Genomic DNA, 18,638 nt, shown 5'->3' with positions numbered 1-18,638 from the left:
AGTGCAAATTATCATAAAAGGTATTTGTTCGGTTAATGCAGTTAAGAATAGCTGATGAGCTGATAATCATCTGCTGTTAATTCAAATGTGAAATGCTGATTGGATTGAATAATTATTTTTTTATCCCGTGTTACGAATATGACTCCGATATTTTGCTTTTTTTTCAGTTCACTCAACCCTTGTCTGATACCTAAGCCATAGAAAATAGTTGAATAAATATCTCCGGTTAATGAGTTATCTGAAATGATGGTTACACTGTGCAATTCATTATTCAGAGGATAGCCGGTGTGCGGATCAAGGATGTGATGATACAGCTGGTCGTTAAAAATGAAATAGCGTTCATAAATGCCGGAAGTGACTACTGATTTGTCTTCGACATGTATGATTCCGAGCAGATTGTTTGCCTCGGCAAAAGGGCGTTTCAGACCAATATGCCATTGCTTGTCAGCAGTAATTGGTGAGTAACCGATTGTTAGTACATTACCTCCGCAATTGATAATTGCCTGAAAAATATTATATTGAGCTAAGAGCAATTTGATAATGTCCGCAATATAGCCTTTGGCAATAGCTCCTAAATCAATTTCCATACCAGCTTTAGCCAGATATACAGTTTGATTTGTCCGGTTCAGATCAATGTGATTCGGGTTAGTCAGTGTTAATCTACGGGCTATTTCATCCTTTTCCGGAATACTGCGTCCGTTAAAACCTATTTTCCATAATTTCACCAACGGACCAATTGCCAGATTAAACTTGCTGTCAGGTAACAGGCTGGCTGCTTTAGCCTGACTGATTAAATCAAAAACCAGTTTGCTTACTGCTACCGGCTGTTTGCCGGCAGCATGGTTAATGCCCATCACCTCTGAGTGGTAGCGGTTTACCGTTAACTGAGCTTCCAGTTGCTCTATAGCGTTAAAAACGGCAGAAACTGCGGTTAGGTTTTCAACGAACAGTTTCAGGGAAACCGTTGTCCCCATTAACTGTTGGCTATAGGTGTAACTTGTACCAGACATAAGTGATGAGGTATTTATCTGTAATTAATGATTTTTAGCATATGCAGCAGCCTGATCACCGGCCTGAATACCAAAAATAATGATATCGGCAATGGCGTTCCCTCCAATGCGGTTGCCCCCATGTACACCACCGGCAACTTCACCTGCGGCATAAGCACCTTTAATAATCTCTGCATGAGTATCAAGAACTTCTGTTTTCGTATTAATGGTTACACCACCCATAGTATGGTGAATGCCTGGTGCAATGCGGATAGCGTAAAAGAATGGCTGGTTCAACTGGTGACGCATGCCGGTAGTACGTCCGAAATCTTCATCATGCTGTTGTTTTACAAAATGATTGTAGCGCTCTACTGTGGTAATGAGAGAATCCGGATTAATATTCAGCTTTTCTGCAAGTTCAGTCAGTGAGCCGGCTTTTACCGCTAGTCCTTTGCTTATGTAGGTTTCTGCTGCTTTATTTTCAGCACAAATCTGTTCATCAAATAATATATAGGCATAATGTTCAGAAAGAGCAATGATGCTGTTGGATACTTTGTCACGGGTATCCAGTTCATTGACAAAGCGTTTGCCTTTTTGCGATATCAGAATAGCACCTCCGCCACGAATGGATTCTGATATCAGATAAGCGGTATTTTGCTCTACTGTGGGATGAATCTGTATTTCGTTCATATCAACAGTGCCGGCACCAATTTTTTGTAATAAAGCAATGCCTGAACCGGTTGCTCCTTTATGATTGGTGGTGACAAAATCAGCTAAATCAGGGCGGTAATGGGTGACCATTTGTGCATTGGCTCCAAAGCCACCGGTTGCGATAATGATTGCTTTGGTGCTGATGCGTTGTTCATTTCCTTCTTCGTCGCGCACGATTACTGCGTTAATGCGCCCGTCCTTCATTTCAATATCCGTTACAGAGGTTTCCAGCATTACCTCTATCCCGCGGTCATTAATATTTTTCAGCAGACCGCTAATCAGAAAACCGCCGACTGCTGCACCATTATCGGGACGATGAGTGCGGTCTACACTCATACCGCCTGTGGTAGTCAGGTTATTTAACCGGATTCCTTTTTCATCCAGCCAGTCTATTGCAGTGGGAGCATATTCGACAAAGTAGTGTAATAATTGCGGGTTATTTTTATTTTTACCGCCTTTCAGGGTTTCGTTATAAAACCATTCTTTATGGTCGGTAATTCCTGCCTGTTGCTGAAAGCGGGTTTCAGCCGCATTCATACCTGCGGATGCTTTGTTGGTATTGCCACCGATAACCGGCATTTTTTCAATAATAATTACTGAAGTCCCTTTATCATGTGCTTCAATAGCTGCGGCCAGTCCGGCACCGCCGCTTCCGACGACGACTACGTCACAGGATTTATCATCAGCATCACCGCCTTCTACAATTGTCGCTACTTTATATGAGGTTGATATAGCTTTGGTTACAGCTTTTTTAAATGCATCACATTGTGAAGTAGCGCCACTGATTGCATCTACATAAGGGCTGTTGGCTGCCAGAATCCGTTCTTTAATTTCATTGAAATTACGTACAGAAACATGATCCAGTTTTTCGGCATTGACTAAAGACAAATCTTTGATAAAGTCTTGACCTAGTTCTACATTTATGACAAATTGGTTATCAAAATCGTCGCTGACAGTTTGCTGATAGGTGCCGGCATGGAATTTTTTGGTATTGATTTCTCTTACCATGCTATGAATAAGCGGAAAGCGCCATAATGGTTCGGGAATGTTCAGGTTAGTACGCTGATCGCTGTTCATGGATAGCTGTAAATCATTATGTTTCTGAATGCGTTCAGCCCAGTCAGGATAGGCCACACAGGCGCGCCCTGCAGCGATGAGATCATAGCCATGTGCCATTGCTGTTTCTGCATCAGTTTTATTCACGACATTACCGACGCCGATAACCGGTATCTTAGCCAATACGGCAGAGCGTAATTGTATGTATTTATCAATTAATGGTGTTTCATCATTGCTGTCGATGATGGATGGCCGCAGTGTGGCAGCCATAGAAAAATGTATATAGTCCAGACCAATTTGAGCGAGTTTGTCTAGCAGGAACAATGAATCGTCAAAAGTAATGCCCGGCACTTCGAGTTCTTCCGGTGAAAACCGGTAACCGATAATAAATTCATTAGAAGCATATTTTTTAGCCATTTGCCGGCTGATTTCAAGTATGGCGAGCGGGAAGCGGACGCGGTTTTCGCGGCTGCCACCCCATTTATCCTGGCGCTGATTGGCGTGTGGTGAAAAAAACTGCTGGATAAGATAAGTGTTGGCGCCATGTATTTCGATTCCGTCAAAACCCGCGGCAATTGCGCGCCTGACAGCTTCGCCGAATTTCTCAATCATATCTTCAACTTCGCCGGCTGTCATTGCTACAGGAACCGTTGCATTCGGACGCGGAATAGCAATCGCACTGGGGCCGACAGGTGTCTGACCGCCGATTAATTGCGGCTCAACCATTCGTCCGCCATGATAGATTTGTATAATTGCTTTGGAACCACGCTCTTTTATGGCTGCAGCTAACAGGCTCAGACCTTCGATACAATCATCATTATGAATGCCTATTGCTCCCGGAAAAGCCGGTCCTAAAGTATCAACATACGCGCATTCAACAATTACTGTGCCAATACTGCCGGCACGTTCACGATAATAATCAATCAGATTATCTGTTACAGTTCCATCATAAAAACCACAGCAGGTTGTCATAGGAGCCATAACTAAACGGTTTTTTAATACAGTACCATTCGGTAACGTCAGCGGATTGAAAAGGGGCGAAGATAGCTTATTCATATTTTGATACGAGTTCATCAGAACGGGATAAAAAGACTTAAATATATGGTAGCGTAAACGCTAATAATCATCTATTAAGCAAAAGGGTTATATATTACAATGACATATATATAATATATTGCATTGATGTTTATCAAATTAAGCGGGTTAAATCGGGTAAATAATTTGTTTTGGGTCAGTTTTAAATACTTCTTTAACTATGAGTGAGATTGTTCACTACCACTCTTATATTAAACAGTTTGTACTGCATACTGATTCATACGAGCAACATCCGGCTTTGCGGTTTTTATTAATGAAATAGATATTATCAGCAGAGCATAATTAGTATTGGTTCTGCATATTATTTAACGTGCTGAAAAGATAAAAATTAATTTTTTACAAATATTAATAATCAGGTATTTGCTGTATAAGCATGACTTTGTCTGCTGCGCTCAGGTACAATCTGTTTTTTCTATTGAAATACAGTACTCATGGCATCTCTGGAAACATGGATTGGTTTACGTTATTTACGTGCCAGAAAACGTAATGGGTTTATGTCATTCATTACAGCAGTATCAATAGTTGGTATTGCATTAGGAGTGACAACATTAATTGTTGTTTTATCTGTTATGAATGGTTTCCAAAAAGAAATCCGCAATCAGCTCTTGAGTGTTGCTCCTCATGCTGAAATGGGTTTCTATGAAAATAGTCTGGACCAGCACTGGCAGGATTTGCAGAAGCTTGTTAAAGGTAATCCGCAAGTACTGGGCTCAGCTCCTTATGTGGCTGATCAGGCTTTGCTTGCTAATGCCGGCGAAGTTCGTGGTGTGCAAATACGCGGAATAGATCCGGCACTGGAAGGTAAAGTTGCAGATTATGGTCAGGGTATGCCCAAAAATGGGTTTGCTGATCTTAAGGCGGGAGAGTTTGGTATTCTTCTGGGAAAAGATTTAGCCGATGCACTGGGTGCTAATATCGGAGATAAGATAACCGTTATAACCCCTGATGGCAATGTTACGCCGGCTGGTATGGTGCCACGGCTGAAGCAGTTTACATTAGTAGGTGTAGTTAAAACCAAAATCTATGAAGTGGATAATACACTTGCTTTAACTCATATTACTGATGCACAGAAATTGTACCGGCTGGGAAATAATGTAAGCGGATTGCGTTTAAAGCTGGCTGATCCGCAGAATGCACCGTCTGTCATTCAAAATATTGTGCCGGCAAAACTTCACAATGAAATCTGGATTCGCGACTGGACTTTTCAAAATCGCAGTTATTTTGATGCAGTGCAGATGGAAAAACGGATGATGTTTATTATCCTGTTATTGATCATTGCTGTAGCTGCCTTTAATCTGGTTTCTTCTTTAGTAATGGCAGTTACCGAAAAACAGGCTGATATTGCTATATTGCGTACACTCGGTCTTTCGCCGGGCGGCATCATGCGTATTTTTATGATTCAGGGTGCCATAGCCGGATTCTTCGGTACGTTTTTCGGTGTGTTTTTTGGTGTAACACTCGGGCTGAACATTGGCCGGATCGTTGCCTTTTTTGAACATCTGACTGGTAAGCACCTGATTCCTTCGCAAGTGTATTTTGTAAGCTATCTGCCTTCAGATGTGGAATTTTCTGATGTTTGTATGATTGCTGTTATTTCATTATTACTGGCTTTCGTTGCTACTTTATATCCAAGCTGGCGTGCCGCCAAAACTCAGCCGGCGGAGGCTCTGCGCTATGAATAAACCAGAGTATGTTCTTGAATGTGAGCATGTCAGCAAAATTTATGATGACGGACATTTACAGGTATCTGTACTGGATGATTTAGATTTCAAAGTCAGATGCGGTCAAAGTGTGAGTATAGTTGGTGCTTCCGGAAGCGGAAAATCTACTTTGCTGCATTTACTTGGCGGACTAGATACACCCAGTAGCGGTACTATACGTCTGATGGGACAAGATATTACCCGTCTTGGGCAGAAAGCCATAGGTCAGTTGCGTAACCAGTATCTGGGCTTTGTTTATCAATTTCATCATTTGTTGCCAGAGTTTACTGCGCTGGAAAATGTAATGATGCCTTTACTGATTGGACGCATACCGAAAGTTCAGGCAGAAGAACGTGCTAAGGAAATGCTGGATAAAGTAGGGCTTAAGCAGCGTATGACCCACCGCCCCGGTGAATTGTCCGGCGGTGAGCGGCAACGGGCTGCTATTGCCCGTGCGCTGGTTACTCATCCCGCCTGTATACTGGCTGATGAACCTACAGGCAATCTAGATCGGAAAAATGCCGGCAATGTACTGGATATGATGCTGGATTTACAACATGAACTGAATACAAGTCTGGTAGTTGTTACCCATGATGATGAGCTTGCTCAACGTTTTGATGAAGTATTAACGGTGACAGATGGTAGATTAGTGCCTTTTAATGTTCGTTGATGTATGAATGTATTAAGTTGTATTGATTGATTAAATATGGCTGAAGCTATCAATCCGGCAGAAACTCAGGAACAGTCTGCACATCCGGCACTCGCTGCAATTGAGCATGTGCTTCGGGTGGTTGCCCAGCATGAGTGGGAAATTATTCAGCCATGGGCAGATAAACTGTTATGGGCGCTGAATCGTGGAGACAGTTATATTATTGTTCCCCGACAGCATTCGGAGGCGCTTCGTAAATGCAGAATTCTTGTTGGAGCTGCTGGTACTTATACGCCGTTTATTTTGCAAAGCAATCATTTATTTTTAGGAAGAATGTGGCAGCTTGAGCAGGATATAGCCGAGTCTATGCTGGCATTGGCCAGTATTCCGCCTGTTCATTTGAATATGGATGTAGCCGCTGATCTGGCGGACTGGTTTCCTGATGCCGACAGTACCCAGCAACGTTTTGCTGCGGCACTGGCTCTTATTCAGCATTTTGTAGTGATTAATGGCGGGCCCGGAACAGGTAAAACGACTACTGTAGCCAAAATACTGGGTTTATTGCTGAAACATACCTGGCATTTATCACGTCCGCCGCAAATTGCACTGGTAGCTCCAACTGGCAAAGCAGCGGCACATATGGCCAGTGCTTTACAACGTGCATTGGATAAGCTGCCATTATCTGATGACAGCAGACAATTGCTGGCGGATTTATCAGGTCAGACGGTTCACCGCCTGTTACAGTTACAGCCTCCATTATTAACAGGCCCATTTGATGCAGAACATCCTTTACCGGTTGATATACTGGTGGTGGATGAATCTTCGATGCTGGATTTGTCTCTGTTTCGTGCACTGTTGCGTGCTTTAAAGCCTGATGTTCGTATCATTTTGCTGGGAGATGCTAATCAGCTGCCTGCTGTAGGCGCAGGAAATGTGCTGGCTGAATTATCCCAGCCGACAGTACTGTCTCCTGAACTGAAAAAACAGCTTACGGCTTTATTGCCCGAACAGTTTTTGCCTCCTGTCAGCGATAATGCCGGTATAGCTCAATATGTTGCAACTTTAACTCACAGTTACCGATTTGATGCGACACAGGGTATTGGTGCTCTGGCCTCCGCTTGTATCAACGGTGACGCGACGGCTGCACTTAATGCAGTAAACAGTTTTCCGGAGCAGTTACAACTGCACCAATTTGATATACAAGTACTGTGTCGCAAATTATATTCACAGCAACAGCTATGGTGGCAGGCAGTGGCTGAAAATAATATTACTCAAGTATTCAGCCATCTTACCGATATTATGGTGCTGACTGCATGGCGTACTGATGCAGAAGCATTTAATCAGCAATACCGAAGCTATTTACGGACTCAGTTACATCAGAATACAGATAGCTGGTTTGCTGGTATGCCGATTCTGATTACTCAGAATGATTATGGTGTGGGTTTGTTTAATGGTGATATCGGCGTGATTCTTCCTGAACAGAATAATAGTGGGCATTTACTCGCTTATTTTGCTGAAGGGACAAATTATCGTTCAATTTCCCTCAGCCGCTTACCACAGCATGAGGCAGCTTTTGCCATTACGGTACATAAAAGTCAGGGATCAGAATATGATGATGTCTGGTTGCTGGCCCCGCAGTTGCGCGCAGCAGCTGATGATTCGTTGTTTAACCGTTCTCTTTTGTATACCGCATTAACCAGAGCCAGAAAACAGTTTACTTTTTGCGGTGCGTCTAAACAGCTAGTACAAGGTATAAAAAATAACCAGCAGCGGCATAGTGGATTAGGTACAGCTCTGACTCAATTATTGAGGAAACAGACGCAATTGTCTTTATTCTGAGTTGGCGGAATCTGAATCCGCATTGGTTGTTTTGTTCAAATAATTCATCTGTTAATCATTAAATTGTTGTGCATTACATCCATGTGGTGAATAAAATAAGATTATGCTATTCTGTTTGATTCTGTTACAGAATAAAGTTTCAATTATGCAAAAACCTTTAATTGCCATTATTGCGGCTATGCAGCCTGAGCTGGATTACCTGCTTGAACAACTGGATAACCGGCAGGATAGTCAGGCTGGTGCTGTTCATTTTCATCAGGGTGAAATTAAAGGCGTACCAGTGATACTTGCACTGAGTGGTATTGGTAAAGTCAATGCGGCGCTGACAACAGCAGTAATAATTGAAAGATTTACACCTGATTATGTTATCAATACTGGTAGTGCCGGTGGTTTGAAAGCCGGTATTCAGATTGGCGACGTTGTTGTAGGTTGCGAAATAGCTCATCATGATGTTGATGTAACTGTTTTTGGTTATGTGCCGGGGCAGGTACCACAATTACCGGCACGATTTAACGCTAACCAGTATCTTGCTGATGCAGCCAGAAAAGCCGCACACGTATTTACAGGTGCAGAAATCTATACTGGTTTAATTGTCAGTGGTGATCAGTTTGTTGGTACTGCTGAACAAAATCAATTGATTAAAGAAAAATTTTCTGATGTTGTGGCTGTAGAAATGGAAGCCGCTGCCATTGCGCAAACTTGCTATCAGCTTAATATCCCTTTTGTGATTATTCGTGCTATTTCAGATAATGGTGATGCAAATGCTTCTGTCAGCTTTGATCAGTTTCTGCAACAGGCTGCCGGTAATTCTGCACAAATGGTAATCAACTTAATTACTTCAGGATTGAATAAATCTGCCTTTGAAAACAAGTAAATTAGAGTAGTGATACTGAAAACAGAGTAGATATTCAGATAAATAAATATTCTGATACTGCTCTGTTTTTTTATTTCTTGCTCTGAATTGTCTTAATATAGTGTTGGGTACTGTCAATCTTTTGACATTTATTAGTCTTGGCAGAAAATAATAAATAATTTGGATTATCTGTTTGAGCATGTTTATGCAGAAAATTTTCTTAAAAGCATTACATTGCTAAAATTTAATTTTGCCGGTTTCTCAGATATCGAATTTGATACAGGTGCTGTGTGATTACATTAAATTTTTGTTTGAAAAAATTTGATTATAAACAATTTAAATATTATTAATTGACTTTGTAGACAAGCCACTATTTAATAGCTTCTTTACAATATAGCTGGTTATGTAATAACTGTATTTACTGTGCTGCCCGCAGCTATAGAAAATTAAGACTAATAATAGCTTATTTTTAACCGGCATTTATTTCATCAGGATGAGATTGTGTTCCATTCATTTTTTCCAAAGCCACGTTGGTTTTTTCCGTCTGCCATATTGTGGATAGGCCTAAATATTGCCCTCTGGTATTGTGGTGGGGAGAGTGCCGGAGAGTGGTTTGGCTGGCCGCAAGGCTATGCGGACAAACCTCTGACTATTGGTCTTTCGCGTTTCTGGTCGCCGGCATTTTTGTGGTTTTATCTCTGGTTTTTGCTGGCTACAATCATTTTTGCTGTTTTCTGGTCAGTAGTAGCAAAACATCCGTGGCAGCGCTGGTCAATATGGGGTTCTGCTTTAATTCTTTTTAATATCTGGTTTAGTGTACAGATAAACGTAACGATTAATGCCTGGTATGGTCCTTTCTGGGATATGATTCAGAAGATGCTCAGTAATGGGGGTGGGCTGATCAGTGATTTGTATCAGAATATACTAACATTTTTGCAGATTGCGATGGTTGCAGTAACAGTATTTGTATTAAATACTTTTTTTGTCAGTCATTATGTATTTCGCTGGCGTACAGCCATGAATTATTACTATATTGAAAACTGGTCGAAACTGCGTACTGTTGAAGGGGCTTCTCAGCGTGTTCAGGAAGATACAATGCGCTTTGCCACTATTGTAGAAGAGTTGAGTGTCAGTCTGGTTCGGGCGGTTATGGTATTGATTGCATTTTTACCTCTACTGTTTCAGTTATCCAGCCATGTGCCGGCATTACCAATAATTGGTGAAGTAAAATATTCACTGGTTTGGGCAGCACTGGGCTGGTCCTTGTTTGGTACAGTTTTATTAGTTGCGGTCGGTATTAAATTACCCGGACTTCAGTTTAATATTCAAAAAGTAGAAGCTGCATATCGTAAAGAGCTGGTATATGGGGAAGATGATAGTGAACGTGCTCAGCCGGCGACATTGAAAGAGCTTTTCGAACGGGTAAAGGTTAATTACTACAGACTGTATTTTCACTATGCCTATTTCAATATGGTGAGTATATGGTATTTACAGCTGGATGGTATATATGGGCTTGTTATGTTATTTCCATCCATTGCAGCGGGTACCATGACTCTGGGCTTAATCAATCAAATTCTTAACGTATTTAATAATGTTCGTGAATCATTTCAGTATCTTATTAATTCATGGAAAACCATTATTGAATTGCTGTCAATTCATAAACGTTTGAAGGCTTTTGAATCTATACTGAATGACAAAAATTGATATCTGATTGTTTAGAAAATTCTACAGGTATCCGGCTCTGACCGGATACCCATAGAATTTTATCATTTTGCTCCGATTTCGATAGAGAAAGATTAGTGATAATGTAACCAAGAGTTACATGAGATTTTTATTGGATATTTCTCAAATTTAAATTTACAAGTTGTAATTAAGCAAAATAAATCTTGATTATATTTGCAGAGTTTTTTTATTGATAATCCAGTGCAATCAATTTTTTATCAATAGCTGTTGCTGGCTGAAATTCAGAGCTGATGATATACAAAATGTTATTTTTATCCTGTAAAAAAAGCGGAATAGCCTGCGGATGATCATGACAATACTGGTGATAATCATAGGTAGCGGTAATATTGGTAATTTTAATTTTTGTCTGCTTACCAAGCATATTTTCCAGCCTTCTGAAAGTCACATCTTTGCCAAAAAGCTGGCGGGAAACATATTGATACTGTTTTTGTGCACGCGAAGTTAAATCCTGTTCTTCATTAAAACGGATGCGATATATATTCTGTTCGCCAAAATCATGCCGAAATTGCAGTTCACATAATGTATTCAGTTCTTTATCTCGGCTAACAGCAAACAGATAGCCAATACCTATCAGGTCAAGCTCAGTTTGTGCATTTTCTGAAACAGGGTTGCCAAAATATGTACGCAAACCCTTCATGCGCGCACGGGCAATTTGTACATAGTGATAATCGGCAACTAAAACATCAATATTAAGCTGCTTAAGTGTTGTAGCCAGCATCAGGGCTACTTCATTACTGCCTACAATCAGTACACCGTTATTACCGGGTTCACGGACTTTTAGTATACCGGCAACGGTTTTGGCACCAAGTCCCTGTATCAAGACAGTGCCGATAATAATCAGAAAAACCATTGGTGCCAGTAGCTCAGTTCCGGATAAATGTTGATTTTGCAGGCGTAATGCAAACAATGAAGCAATGGACGCAGCGACGATACCGCGCGGACCTATCCAGCTAATCATTATTTTTTCCTGGATACTTAGGCCGGAATTAAAAGAAGAGAACCATACAGCCAGAGGGCGTGCAATAAACATTGCGATAAACAGCAAAGCCAGCCCACGCCAGCCTAAACCCAGTAACGCAGTAACGTCCATACGGGCAGCAAGAATAATGAACAGCGTGGGTATAAATAATAAAGTTAAAGATTCATTAAATGCGAGAATACTTTGGCGGGGAAATTGCGGCCAGTTTGCCAGGGCGAGTCCTAAAATAGTAACGGTTAACAAACCAGACTGGCTTTCGAGATAATTGGATACGGAAAACAAAATTAAAACAAAGGCAAATGTTACGACATTGCGCATATATTCAGGCAGCCAGTAGCGTTTGATGGCATTGGCAAGAAATACTGCACCGAGACCCCCGCAAATAAATGCTACCAGTACAATTTTGCTAAAAAGCAATAGAGAATTTTCATGTCCGTCAGAAACGATATATTCGTATACCAGTACAACTGCAATGGCACCTACTGGATCAATAATTATCCCTTCCCAGCGCAGAATATTGGCAATTTTCGAACGAGGACGCACACTGCGCAGCATGGGTGCAATGACAGTAGGACCAGTTACACAGACAAGTGCACCAAATAACAGAGCTACCCGAAAATCCAGATTAAACAGCCAGTATGCCGCCAGCGATAATAAGATAATAGTTATCACTGCTCCAAGCGTTACCAGATTCTGCACAACTCGCCCGTGCTGGCTGATTTCATGAAATTGCAGGGTCAGTGCGCCTTCAAACAAAATAATGGCAACGCCAAGTGAAATAGAAGGAAAAAGTAGACTTCCCAGCACTGTATCAGGATGAAACCAGCCCAGAACCGGACCAATCATGATTCCGGTAAACAACAAAAAGAGTACGGACGGTTGTTTTAAATACCATGCCAGCCATTGAGCGCCCATGCCCAGAGCCAGTAATATCGATAACTGAAAAGCGATATCCATTGCTTATATTTGTGTAGTTCTCAGAATTGCTATTCTGCCACAAACTTGTTTCGCTATTATTATTTTCGATGAAGTGACGATTATGTATTAACTAAATGATATTTATATTGACAGATTATCAAACTTAGACTGATTGTTTGGCAGGCAAATACATATTAATGGAAATTAACATGTATATCTTTAGGTTATATTAATTTATGTTTATAAATACAATTAATTTGTAGCTAAATTGGTTGAATCGCTGCACAATTATGCATGTTTATAATGGGAATTAAGTATATTCCGGATTTCTGTGAATGTAATTAATGCCTGACTTGTGCGCAAATTATTGTTTTTATTCAATAATGCAAGCACGCAATCATGGAGACGATATGAATACACGTATTGAACATGACAGCATGGGTGAAATCGCTGTATCTGAAAATGTTTACTGGGGTGCGCAGACGCAGCGCAGTCTGCAGAATTTTGATATTGGCGGCGAAACTTTGCCTCCGGCAATGATACAGGCAATGGCTTTGGTGAAAAAAGCAGCAGCTTTAACCAACCAGCAGCTTGAGCGTATCAGCGGAGAATGTGCCGGCTTAATAGTACAGGCTGCTGAACGTGTTCTGGCTGGTGAACTGGCAGACCAGTTTCCATTGGTAGTATGGCAAACCGGCTCTGGTACGCAGAGTAATATGAACATGAATGAGGTTCTGGCTAATGTGGCCAATGAAATAGCCGGTCAGCCACGGGGCAATTATAAACCAGTACATCCGAATGATCATGTTAACCATGCTCAGTCTACCAATGATTCATTTCCGACTGCTATTCATGTCGCTACAGCGATTCAGATTAATAAGCATTTGATTCCCGCTGTGCAGGCTTTACGTGACACGCTGGCTTCTAAAGCAGAAGCCTTTAAAGATATTGTTAAAATTGGTCGTACACACCTGCAGGATGCAACACCGCTGACACTGGGTCAGGAATTCAGTGGCTATGTCAGCCAGCTGGATCATGGACTAGAGCGTTTGCAGCAGGCATTACACTGGTTATATGAATTGCCATTGGGTGGTACGGCTGTAGGCACTGGTTTGAACAGTCATCCGCAGTATGCAGAAAAAGCAGCAGCTAAACTGGCTGAGTTAACCGGTTTACCGTTTGTTAGTGCACCTAATAAATTTGAAGCACTTGCCGGACGTGATGCAGTGGTATTCGCTTCTGGAAGCCTGAAAACTCTGGCGGTTAGCCTGAACAAGATTGCCAATGATATTCGCTGGCTGGCCAGCGGACCTCGCTGCGGTATCGGAGAAATTACTATTCCGGCAAATGAACCTGGTTCAAGTATTATGCCGGGTAAAGTGAATCCGACACAGTGTGAAGCCATGACTATGGTAGCTGCTCAGGTAATGGGTAATGATACGACTATTACAGTAGCGGGTGCTTCGGGTAATTTTGAACTGAACGTATTTATGCCTGTACTGGTGTTTAATATTCTGCAATCAGTACGTTTACTGGCTGATGCATGCAATAGTTTCAATCTGCGTTGTGCACAAGGAATTGAACCTGTAAAAGAAAAAATTGATGCCAATTTACATCATTCACTGATGCTGGTTACTGCGCTGAATCGTCATATTGGTTATGAAAAAGCAGCTAAAATTGCTAAAACTGCTTATGCACAGAATACAAGCCTGAAACAGGCAGCAATAGAGCTGGGATTTCTGACAGCAGAAGAGTTTGATAAATGGGTTATTCCTGAAGATATGATTGCACCACACTAATGGTGTAATCTGATTAAAAGCCGCATCGAATTAATTCCATGCGGCTTTTTGATATTAAACTCAGTATTATCGGTTGTATGATTAAGCTTTTAAAATTGATTACAATCTGATAATAAATTTTTTGTATATTTTAGTTAGTTTGCTGTATTTTTAATTAAACGCGCTTCTAACCTTACATAGCGGTGTTTGTCCAGTAATTGCAGACGTACACCAGTAGTATCATTGATTATACGCCATGATTTAACAAAACCTAATGTACCGGTACCAGTCCGTTCATCTTCTATATTGGCACATAGTTTAGTGATGCCGAAAGGCTTACTTAATCGCAATGTATGACGATAGTCGCGATAGGTTCCGTTTATATGATTACAGCCGAAATAAGCAAAATACTGGTGTGTATTCGGATCAAAACGAATGCGAGAAGAAGTATCTGGTGTGGGTTCTCCATTCAGAGAACGGATTTCCCAGTTACCGGATAAAAATCTGGTATCAGGCTTATCTGCAAAAGCACAGGCATTAGTTATAAGCAAAACAGCCATACAACCCAGAAAGAATGTTAGTTTCTTCATCTTTTTAATTTCATTTACTTATATAGCCAATTAATTTTGACATATTTTAGTATTTTAGCATTTTTATTCAATTTTGTCAGATTTTGCGCATTATTGTTCGGATTCGCGTTGTTGTTTATACAAACGTAACCATTCAAGAGCTTCTGTTTTTTGCTGATCATTTCCATATTGTAAATCTCGCATGGCGCGGCGGTAACCAGCCTGCTCCTGTGCCTTGGCAATTTGCTGCTGCTGAAAAGAGTCTTGATTATCAGGCACTCTTCTGTGTATCTGTTGCGTTTGTGCTTTAGCCATTGCTTTTGCAATCAGGGCAGCCGGATTAATTTTTCCGGCAGACTTTGCTGCAGAAGTTGTGGTTGTTGCAGGCTCTTTAGCTTTGCGTGCATGCAGTTGCTCCTCTTTTAAACGCTGCAGGCGTTGCAGACGTTCGGTACGATGCTGAAATCGCAGACTTGCCTGAGTAGCAGCAGCAAAACGGTCACTTTCCTGCCCATCGGTCAGTGTTCTTGACCGTGGTAACCAGTGTTCAAGTACCGGCTGCATATCGATACAATCAACCGGGCAGGGGGCAATACATAATTCACAACCACTGCATTCAGTGCTGATTACTGTATGCATTTGTTTGGTTGCGCCCATAATCGCATCTACCGGACAGACTTTAATACATGCCGTACAACCGATACACTCGGTTTCATCAATTACAGCTATTGCTTTAGGGAGGGCAGCTTTAAGCGCATCAGCCGGAGGAAGAACCTGCACTTTTAACAGTTTAGCTAAATCACTGATGACAGCAGTACCGCCCGGTGTACAAAGGTTAATTTCAGCTTCTCCGCGACTCAATGCCTGAGCATACGGCAAACAACCCTGATATCCACATTGCCTGCACTGAGTCTGAGGTAAAAGCCGGTCAATGTGTTCAGAAGCAATAGACATGATAAAACTACGTAGTTTTTAATACTTAAAGAACTATTCTAACATAAAGCTAAAACAGCAAATTTATACATATAAGCAGACTTTATTAAATATTATAGTCTGTTTATTCTGCTTTGTATTCAATCCTGTGCGGTTGTGGCTGAAATTATTTACCTGCAGGTGCTGTCCAGCCTCCGCCAAGAGCCTGATAAAGTGAAACCTGTGAATTCAGATAATCTGCTTTACTCTGAATCAGCTGACTTTGTACGCTTAGTAAATTGCGCTGGCTGTCCAGAACATCAAGATAAGGAGAATAACCTGCACGATAACGATTTGTTGCATGGTGCAGGGCATTCTCCAGTGCATCTCGTTCCATTTCCAAAGCTTGTTCCTGTTCCTGCAGGCGATAACTGCCGGATAATTGGTCTTCAACTTCCTTCAGAGCAGTCAGCACAGTTTTGCGATAGTTCCAGACAGCTTCATTACGTTTAGCTACATTCAGATCAAAATTTGCTTTTAATCGTCCGCCTTCGAATACAGGTGCCAGAATACTGCCGCCTATACTCCATAAATTAACCGGTTCTTTAATTGGTGAAGTGGTAAACAGACGGCCGAATGTAGCGCTGATTTTCACGGAAGGTAAAAATTGTGCCTGAGCCGAAGCCAGACTGGCATCACTGGCAGCTATTAATAGTGCTGACTGAACTATATCCGGACGATTTTTCATCAGATCAGAAGGCAGTATGTCAGGTATAGCCGGTGCATGCAGTTCCGATAAGGATAAACCGCGTTCAATGGTACGGCTGCTACTGCCTGTCAGCATACTCAGAGCATGTTCCTGCTGGCTGATACTGGATTGAACTACTGGAATCTGTTGCAGTGTGGCTGCATATTCAGCCTGTGCCTGATTCAGTTCCAGCTTGGATGTATAGCCGACATTAGCTTTAGATTGAGCAATTTTTAGCTCTCGCTGACGCGCTTCCAGAGTTTTTTGCAGTAAATTCAGCTTTTCATCAAGTGCACGCAGAGTGACATAAGATTTAACCGTAGTTGTGATGACACTCAGACGGGTTGCTTCTTCGGCAATTTCACTGGCCTGCCGGTTCAGACGACGTGCTTTCCATGCATTACGGTTTTGACCAAAAACATCCAGTTCGTATGCAGCCTGAAATGTTGGCTGTTCTACCCGGTTAATGGTAGCAATACCAAAAGCATTCAGGCTTTTTTGCCGTGAAGTACCGCCGCTGGCTTCCAGACTGGGTAGTAAGGATGCGCGCGAAGCATGTTCCTGAGCGAGTGCTTCCTGTATTCGTGTTTGTGCCAGAGCGATATCAATGTTATTAGCAAGTGCTTCACTGATAAGCCGGTTTAAAACCGGATCATTAAGCTGAGTCCACCATTGTGCATCTGCATGTTGAGCGGAGTGATGATACTGTTCATGCCACTGTACCGGAACGTCGACCCGCGCAGCTGCCGGAATGTTCGGAATTCTGGGAATACAGCCACTGGCACTGACTGATAGGGCGATCAGGGTAAACAGTCTGATTAAAGGTGTTTTCATGCTTTCACTCTGGTTGTATCTATACTTACTACCACAGACATGCCCGGGCGCAGACGTTCAAAAAGATCATTACTGGTATCAATGCGTATGCGGACAGCGATACGCTGTGGTACTTTAACGAAGTTACCTGTAGTGGTATCTGGTTTGATTGCAGAAAATTCACTGCCGGCAGCCGGAGAAATTTTTTCTACGGTACCTTTGACTCTGGCTCCGTTCAGGGCATCCACTGTAAACCATGCTGGCTGACCAACGCGGATATTGGCTGTCTGTGCCTCTTTAAAGTTAGCGACTACCCATTTGCGTGCGGGTACCAGAAACATTAATTGTGTTCCGGCATTTACCAGCTGACCATTTTTGACGCTGATTTCACTTAGCCGGCCACTTTCAGGCGCCCGGACAACGGTATTGGATAAATCAATCTGAGCCAGTCCGAGCTGTGCATGTGCATTATCAACGTTTGCTTTCAGGCCGCTCTTGTTAACATGAGTGCTTTTCAGATCTTCCTGAGCAACCCGATATTGTGCTTTAGCTTCCGCAACTCCGGTTTGAGCCTGTTTTAACGCAGCTCTTGTCTGGTCACGTTCACGTAAGGAAAGCGAACCATCCGTAACCAGAATATTTACCCGGGCCATATCAGCCTGAGCTTTTTCCAGTTGCGCCTGAGCATTGGCAATATCTGCCTCACGGGCTGCCAGAGTTGCTTCTTTACTGCGGCGATTCTGTTCGTAATTGGCTAAAGAGCTATCCTGTAAACCAATTCCGGCTTCAGCGGCTGCAACTTTTTGTTTGTAGATGCGGTCATCAATCTGTATGAGTGGCTGTCCAGCCTTAACGTCGTCAAAATCCTGAACATATACCTTAGTAACGTAACCAGTTACTTGAGGACTGATTATGGTAGTCTGACCACGTACATATGCATTATCAGTTGATACCATTGAGTTGCGGAATGGTGGTAATTTCCATGCACGTAAAATCATCAGGACACCAAGCATTAATACCAGTACCAGAATAGCTGTTACAAACCATTTACGTTTAGGAGGCTGCCACTGACTGGCTGCCGGCTGGGCAGGTGAGGGATTAGCCTTACCGGCAGAAGCGGATGAGCTGTTTTGCTGGTTCGTGCCCGCCTGATTCGTATTTGGCTGAGCAGATGTCTGTTCTTTAGCGGTTTTGTTTGCTGCCGGAGCAGACTGTACAGTTTGATTGCCGGTTGTTTTCTGATTTTGATCCGGATTGTTTTGTTGTGTGTCAGTCATTATTGTCCT

Annotated in this window: 13 protein-coding genes; 6 read left to right on the top strand and 7 right to left on the bottom strand. The window is 42.1% G+C overall.

All coding sequences use genetic code 11. From position 1 onward, the window contains the following. Positions 1–41: 41 nt before the first annotated feature. Together H3U73_RS05185 and H3U73_RS05180 are read right to left on the bottom strand one after the other, a co-directional pair. Positions 42–1,010, bottom strand: a complete 969-nt coding sequence (locus H3U73_RS05185; RefSeq protein ID WP_078475275.1) for an FAD:protein FMN transferase — start codon at positions 1,008–1,010, stop codon at positions 42–44. 24 nt (positions 1,011–1,034) lie between these two features. Further along, complete coding sequence (locus tag H3U73_RS05180) at positions 1,035–3,812, bottom strand: flavocytochrome c (protein ID WP_084551616.1); 2,778 nt, start codon at positions 3,810–3,812, stop codon at positions 1,035–1,037. A 470-nt stretch (positions 3,813–4,282) separates the two neighbouring features. On the opposite strand from H3U73_RS05180, the gene H3U73_RS05175 reads away from it, so the two are divergent. The 5 genes from H3U73_RS05175 to sbmA all read left to right on the top strand — a co-directional run bounded on the left by H3U73_RS05175 (position 4,283) and on the right by sbmA (position 10,596). Further along, complete coding sequence (locus tag H3U73_RS05175; RefSeq protein WP_078475273.1) at positions 4,283–5,533, top strand: lipoprotein-releasing ABC transporter permease subunit; 1,251 nt, start codon at positions 4,283–4,285, stop codon at positions 5,531–5,533. Next, positions 5,526–6,221 (top strand): lipoprotein-releasing ABC transporter ATP-binding protein LolD, encoded by a 696-nt coding sequence (gene lolD / locus H3U73_RS05170; RefSeq protein WP_084551615.1) that lies wholly within the window; start codon positions 5,526–5,528, stop codon positions 6,219–6,221. The genes H3U73_RS05175 and lolD overlap by 8 nt, the downstream gene beginning before the upstream one ends. Positions 6,222–6,257: 36 nt before the next feature. Further along, a complete protein-coding gene (recD, locus tag H3U73_RS05165; protein WP_084551614.1) occupies positions 6,258–8,039 on the top strand; it encodes an exodeoxyribonuclease V subunit alpha in 1,782 nt (593 codons plus the stop codon). A 145-nt stretch (positions 8,040–8,184) separates the two neighbouring features. After that, entirely contained in the window at positions 8,185–8,913 is a 729-nt protein-coding gene (locus tag H3U73_RS05160; protein ID WP_084551613.1) for a 5'-methylthioadenosine/adenosylhomocysteine nucleosidase, read from the top strand. A 480-nt stretch (positions 8,914–9,393) separates the two neighbouring features. Continuing rightward, positions 9,394–10,596, top strand: coding sequence for a peptide antibiotic transporter SbmA (gene sbmA / locus H3U73_RS05155; RefSeq protein ID WP_084551612.1), 1,203 nt, complete (start codon positions 9,394–9,396; stop codon positions 10,594–10,596). A gap of 205 nt (positions 10,597–10,801) precedes the next feature. Here sbmA and H3U73_RS05150 read toward each other — a convergent pair whose 3' ends face one another. After that, positions 10,802–12,571, bottom strand: coding sequence for a sodium:proton antiporter (locus H3U73_RS05150; RefSeq protein WP_084551611.1), 1,770 nt, complete (start codon positions 12,569–12,571; stop codon positions 10,802–10,804). A gap of 371 nt (positions 12,572–12,942) precedes the next feature. Here H3U73_RS05150 and fumC point away from each other — a divergent pair, with 371 nt between their 5' ends. Next, a complete protein-coding gene (gene fumC, locus H3U73_RS05145) occupies positions 12,943–14,331 on the top strand; it encodes a class II fumarate hydratase (RefSeq protein WP_084551610.1) in 1,389 nt (462 codons plus the stop codon). A gap of 134 nt (positions 14,332–14,465) precedes the next feature. Here fumC and H3U73_RS05140 read toward each other — a convergent pair whose 3' ends face one another. From H3U73_RS05140 to H3U73_RS05125, 4 genes are all read right to left on the bottom strand, one after another. Next, positions 14,466–14,900, bottom strand: a complete 435-nt coding sequence (locus H3U73_RS05140) for an META domain-containing protein (protein WP_078474818.1) — start codon at positions 14,898–14,900, stop codon at positions 14,466–14,468. 90 nt (positions 14,901–14,990) lie between these two features. After that, positions 14,991–15,833 (bottom strand): RnfABCDGE type electron transport complex subunit B, encoded by an 843-nt coding sequence (locus tag H3U73_RS05135; RefSeq protein ID WP_110414125.1) that lies wholly within the window; start codon positions 15,831–15,833, stop codon positions 14,991–14,993. A gap of 145 nt (positions 15,834–15,978) precedes the next feature. Further along, the gene (locus tag H3U73_RS05130; RefSeq protein WP_084551608.1) at positions 15,979–17,373 is read right to left on the bottom strand and encodes an efflux transporter outer membrane subunit; all 1,395 of its coding nucleotides are present in this window, start codon (positions 17,371–17,373) and stop codon (positions 15,979–15,981) included. Next, on the bottom strand, positions 17,370–18,629 hold the full coding sequence (locus H3U73_RS05125) for an HlyD family secretion protein (protein WP_084551607.1): 1,260 nt from the start codon (positions 18,627–18,629) through the stop codon (positions 17,370–17,372). The genes H3U73_RS05130 and H3U73_RS05125 overlap by 4 nt, the downstream gene beginning before the upstream one ends. Positions 18,630–18,638: the final 9 nt, after the last annotated feature.

The sequence above is a fragment of the Snodgrassella sp. W8124 genome, assembly GCF_016100875.1.
GTDB lineage: Bacteria > Pseudomonadota > Gammaproteobacteria > Burkholderiales > Neisseriaceae > Snodgrassella > Snodgrassella alvi.
This window is presented reverse-complemented; position numbering and strand designations above follow the sequence as displayed.

Excerpts from the sequence above, each read along its gene's own strand:
- H3U73_RS05135 (WP_110414125.1), bottom strand. The coding sequence starts at position 15,833 with ATGTCTATTGCTTCTGAACACATTGACCGGCTTTTACCTCAGACTCAG.
- fumC (WP_084551610.1), top strand. The coding sequence starts at position 12,943 with ATGAATACACGTATTGAACATGACAGCATGGGTGAAATCGCTGTATCT.
- H3U73_RS05125 (WP_084551607.1), bottom strand. The coding sequence starts at position 18,629 with ATGACTGACACACAACAAAACAATCCGGATCAAAATCAGAAAACAACC.
- H3U73_RS05130 (WP_084551608.1), bottom strand. The coding sequence starts at position 17,373 with ATGAAAACACCTTTAATCAGACTGTTTACCCTGATCGCCCTATCAGTC.
- H3U73_RS05180 (WP_084551616.1), bottom strand. The coding sequence starts at position 3,812 with ATGAATAAGCTATCTTCGCCCCTTTTCAATCCGCTGACGTTACCGAAT.
- H3U73_RS05150 (WP_084551611.1), bottom strand. The coding sequence starts at position 12,571 with ATGGATATCGCTTTTCAGTTATCGATATTACTGGCTCTGGGCATGGGC.
- H3U73_RS05185 (WP_078475275.1), bottom strand. The coding sequence starts at position 1,010 with ATGTCTGGTACAAGTTACACCTATAGCCAACAGTTAATGGGGACAACG.
- recD (WP_084551614.1), top strand. The coding sequence starts at position 6,258 with ATGGCTGAAGCTATCAATCCGGCAGAAACTCAGGAACAGTCTGCACAT.
- H3U73_RS05175 (WP_078475273.1), top strand. The coding sequence starts at position 4,283 with ATGGCATCTCTGGAAACATGGATTGGTTTACGTTATTTACGTGCCAGA.
- lolD (WP_084551615.1), top strand. The coding sequence starts at position 5,526 with ATGAATAAACCAGAGTATGTTCTTGAATGTGAGCATGTCAGCAAAATT.
- H3U73_RS05140 (WP_078474818.1), bottom strand. The coding sequence starts at position 14,900 with ATGAAGAAACTAACATTCTTTCTGGGTTGTATGGCTGTTTTGCTTATA.
- H3U73_RS05160 (WP_084551613.1), top strand. The coding sequence starts at position 8,185 with ATGCAAAAACCTTTAATTGCCATTATTGCGGCTATGCAGCCTGAGCTG.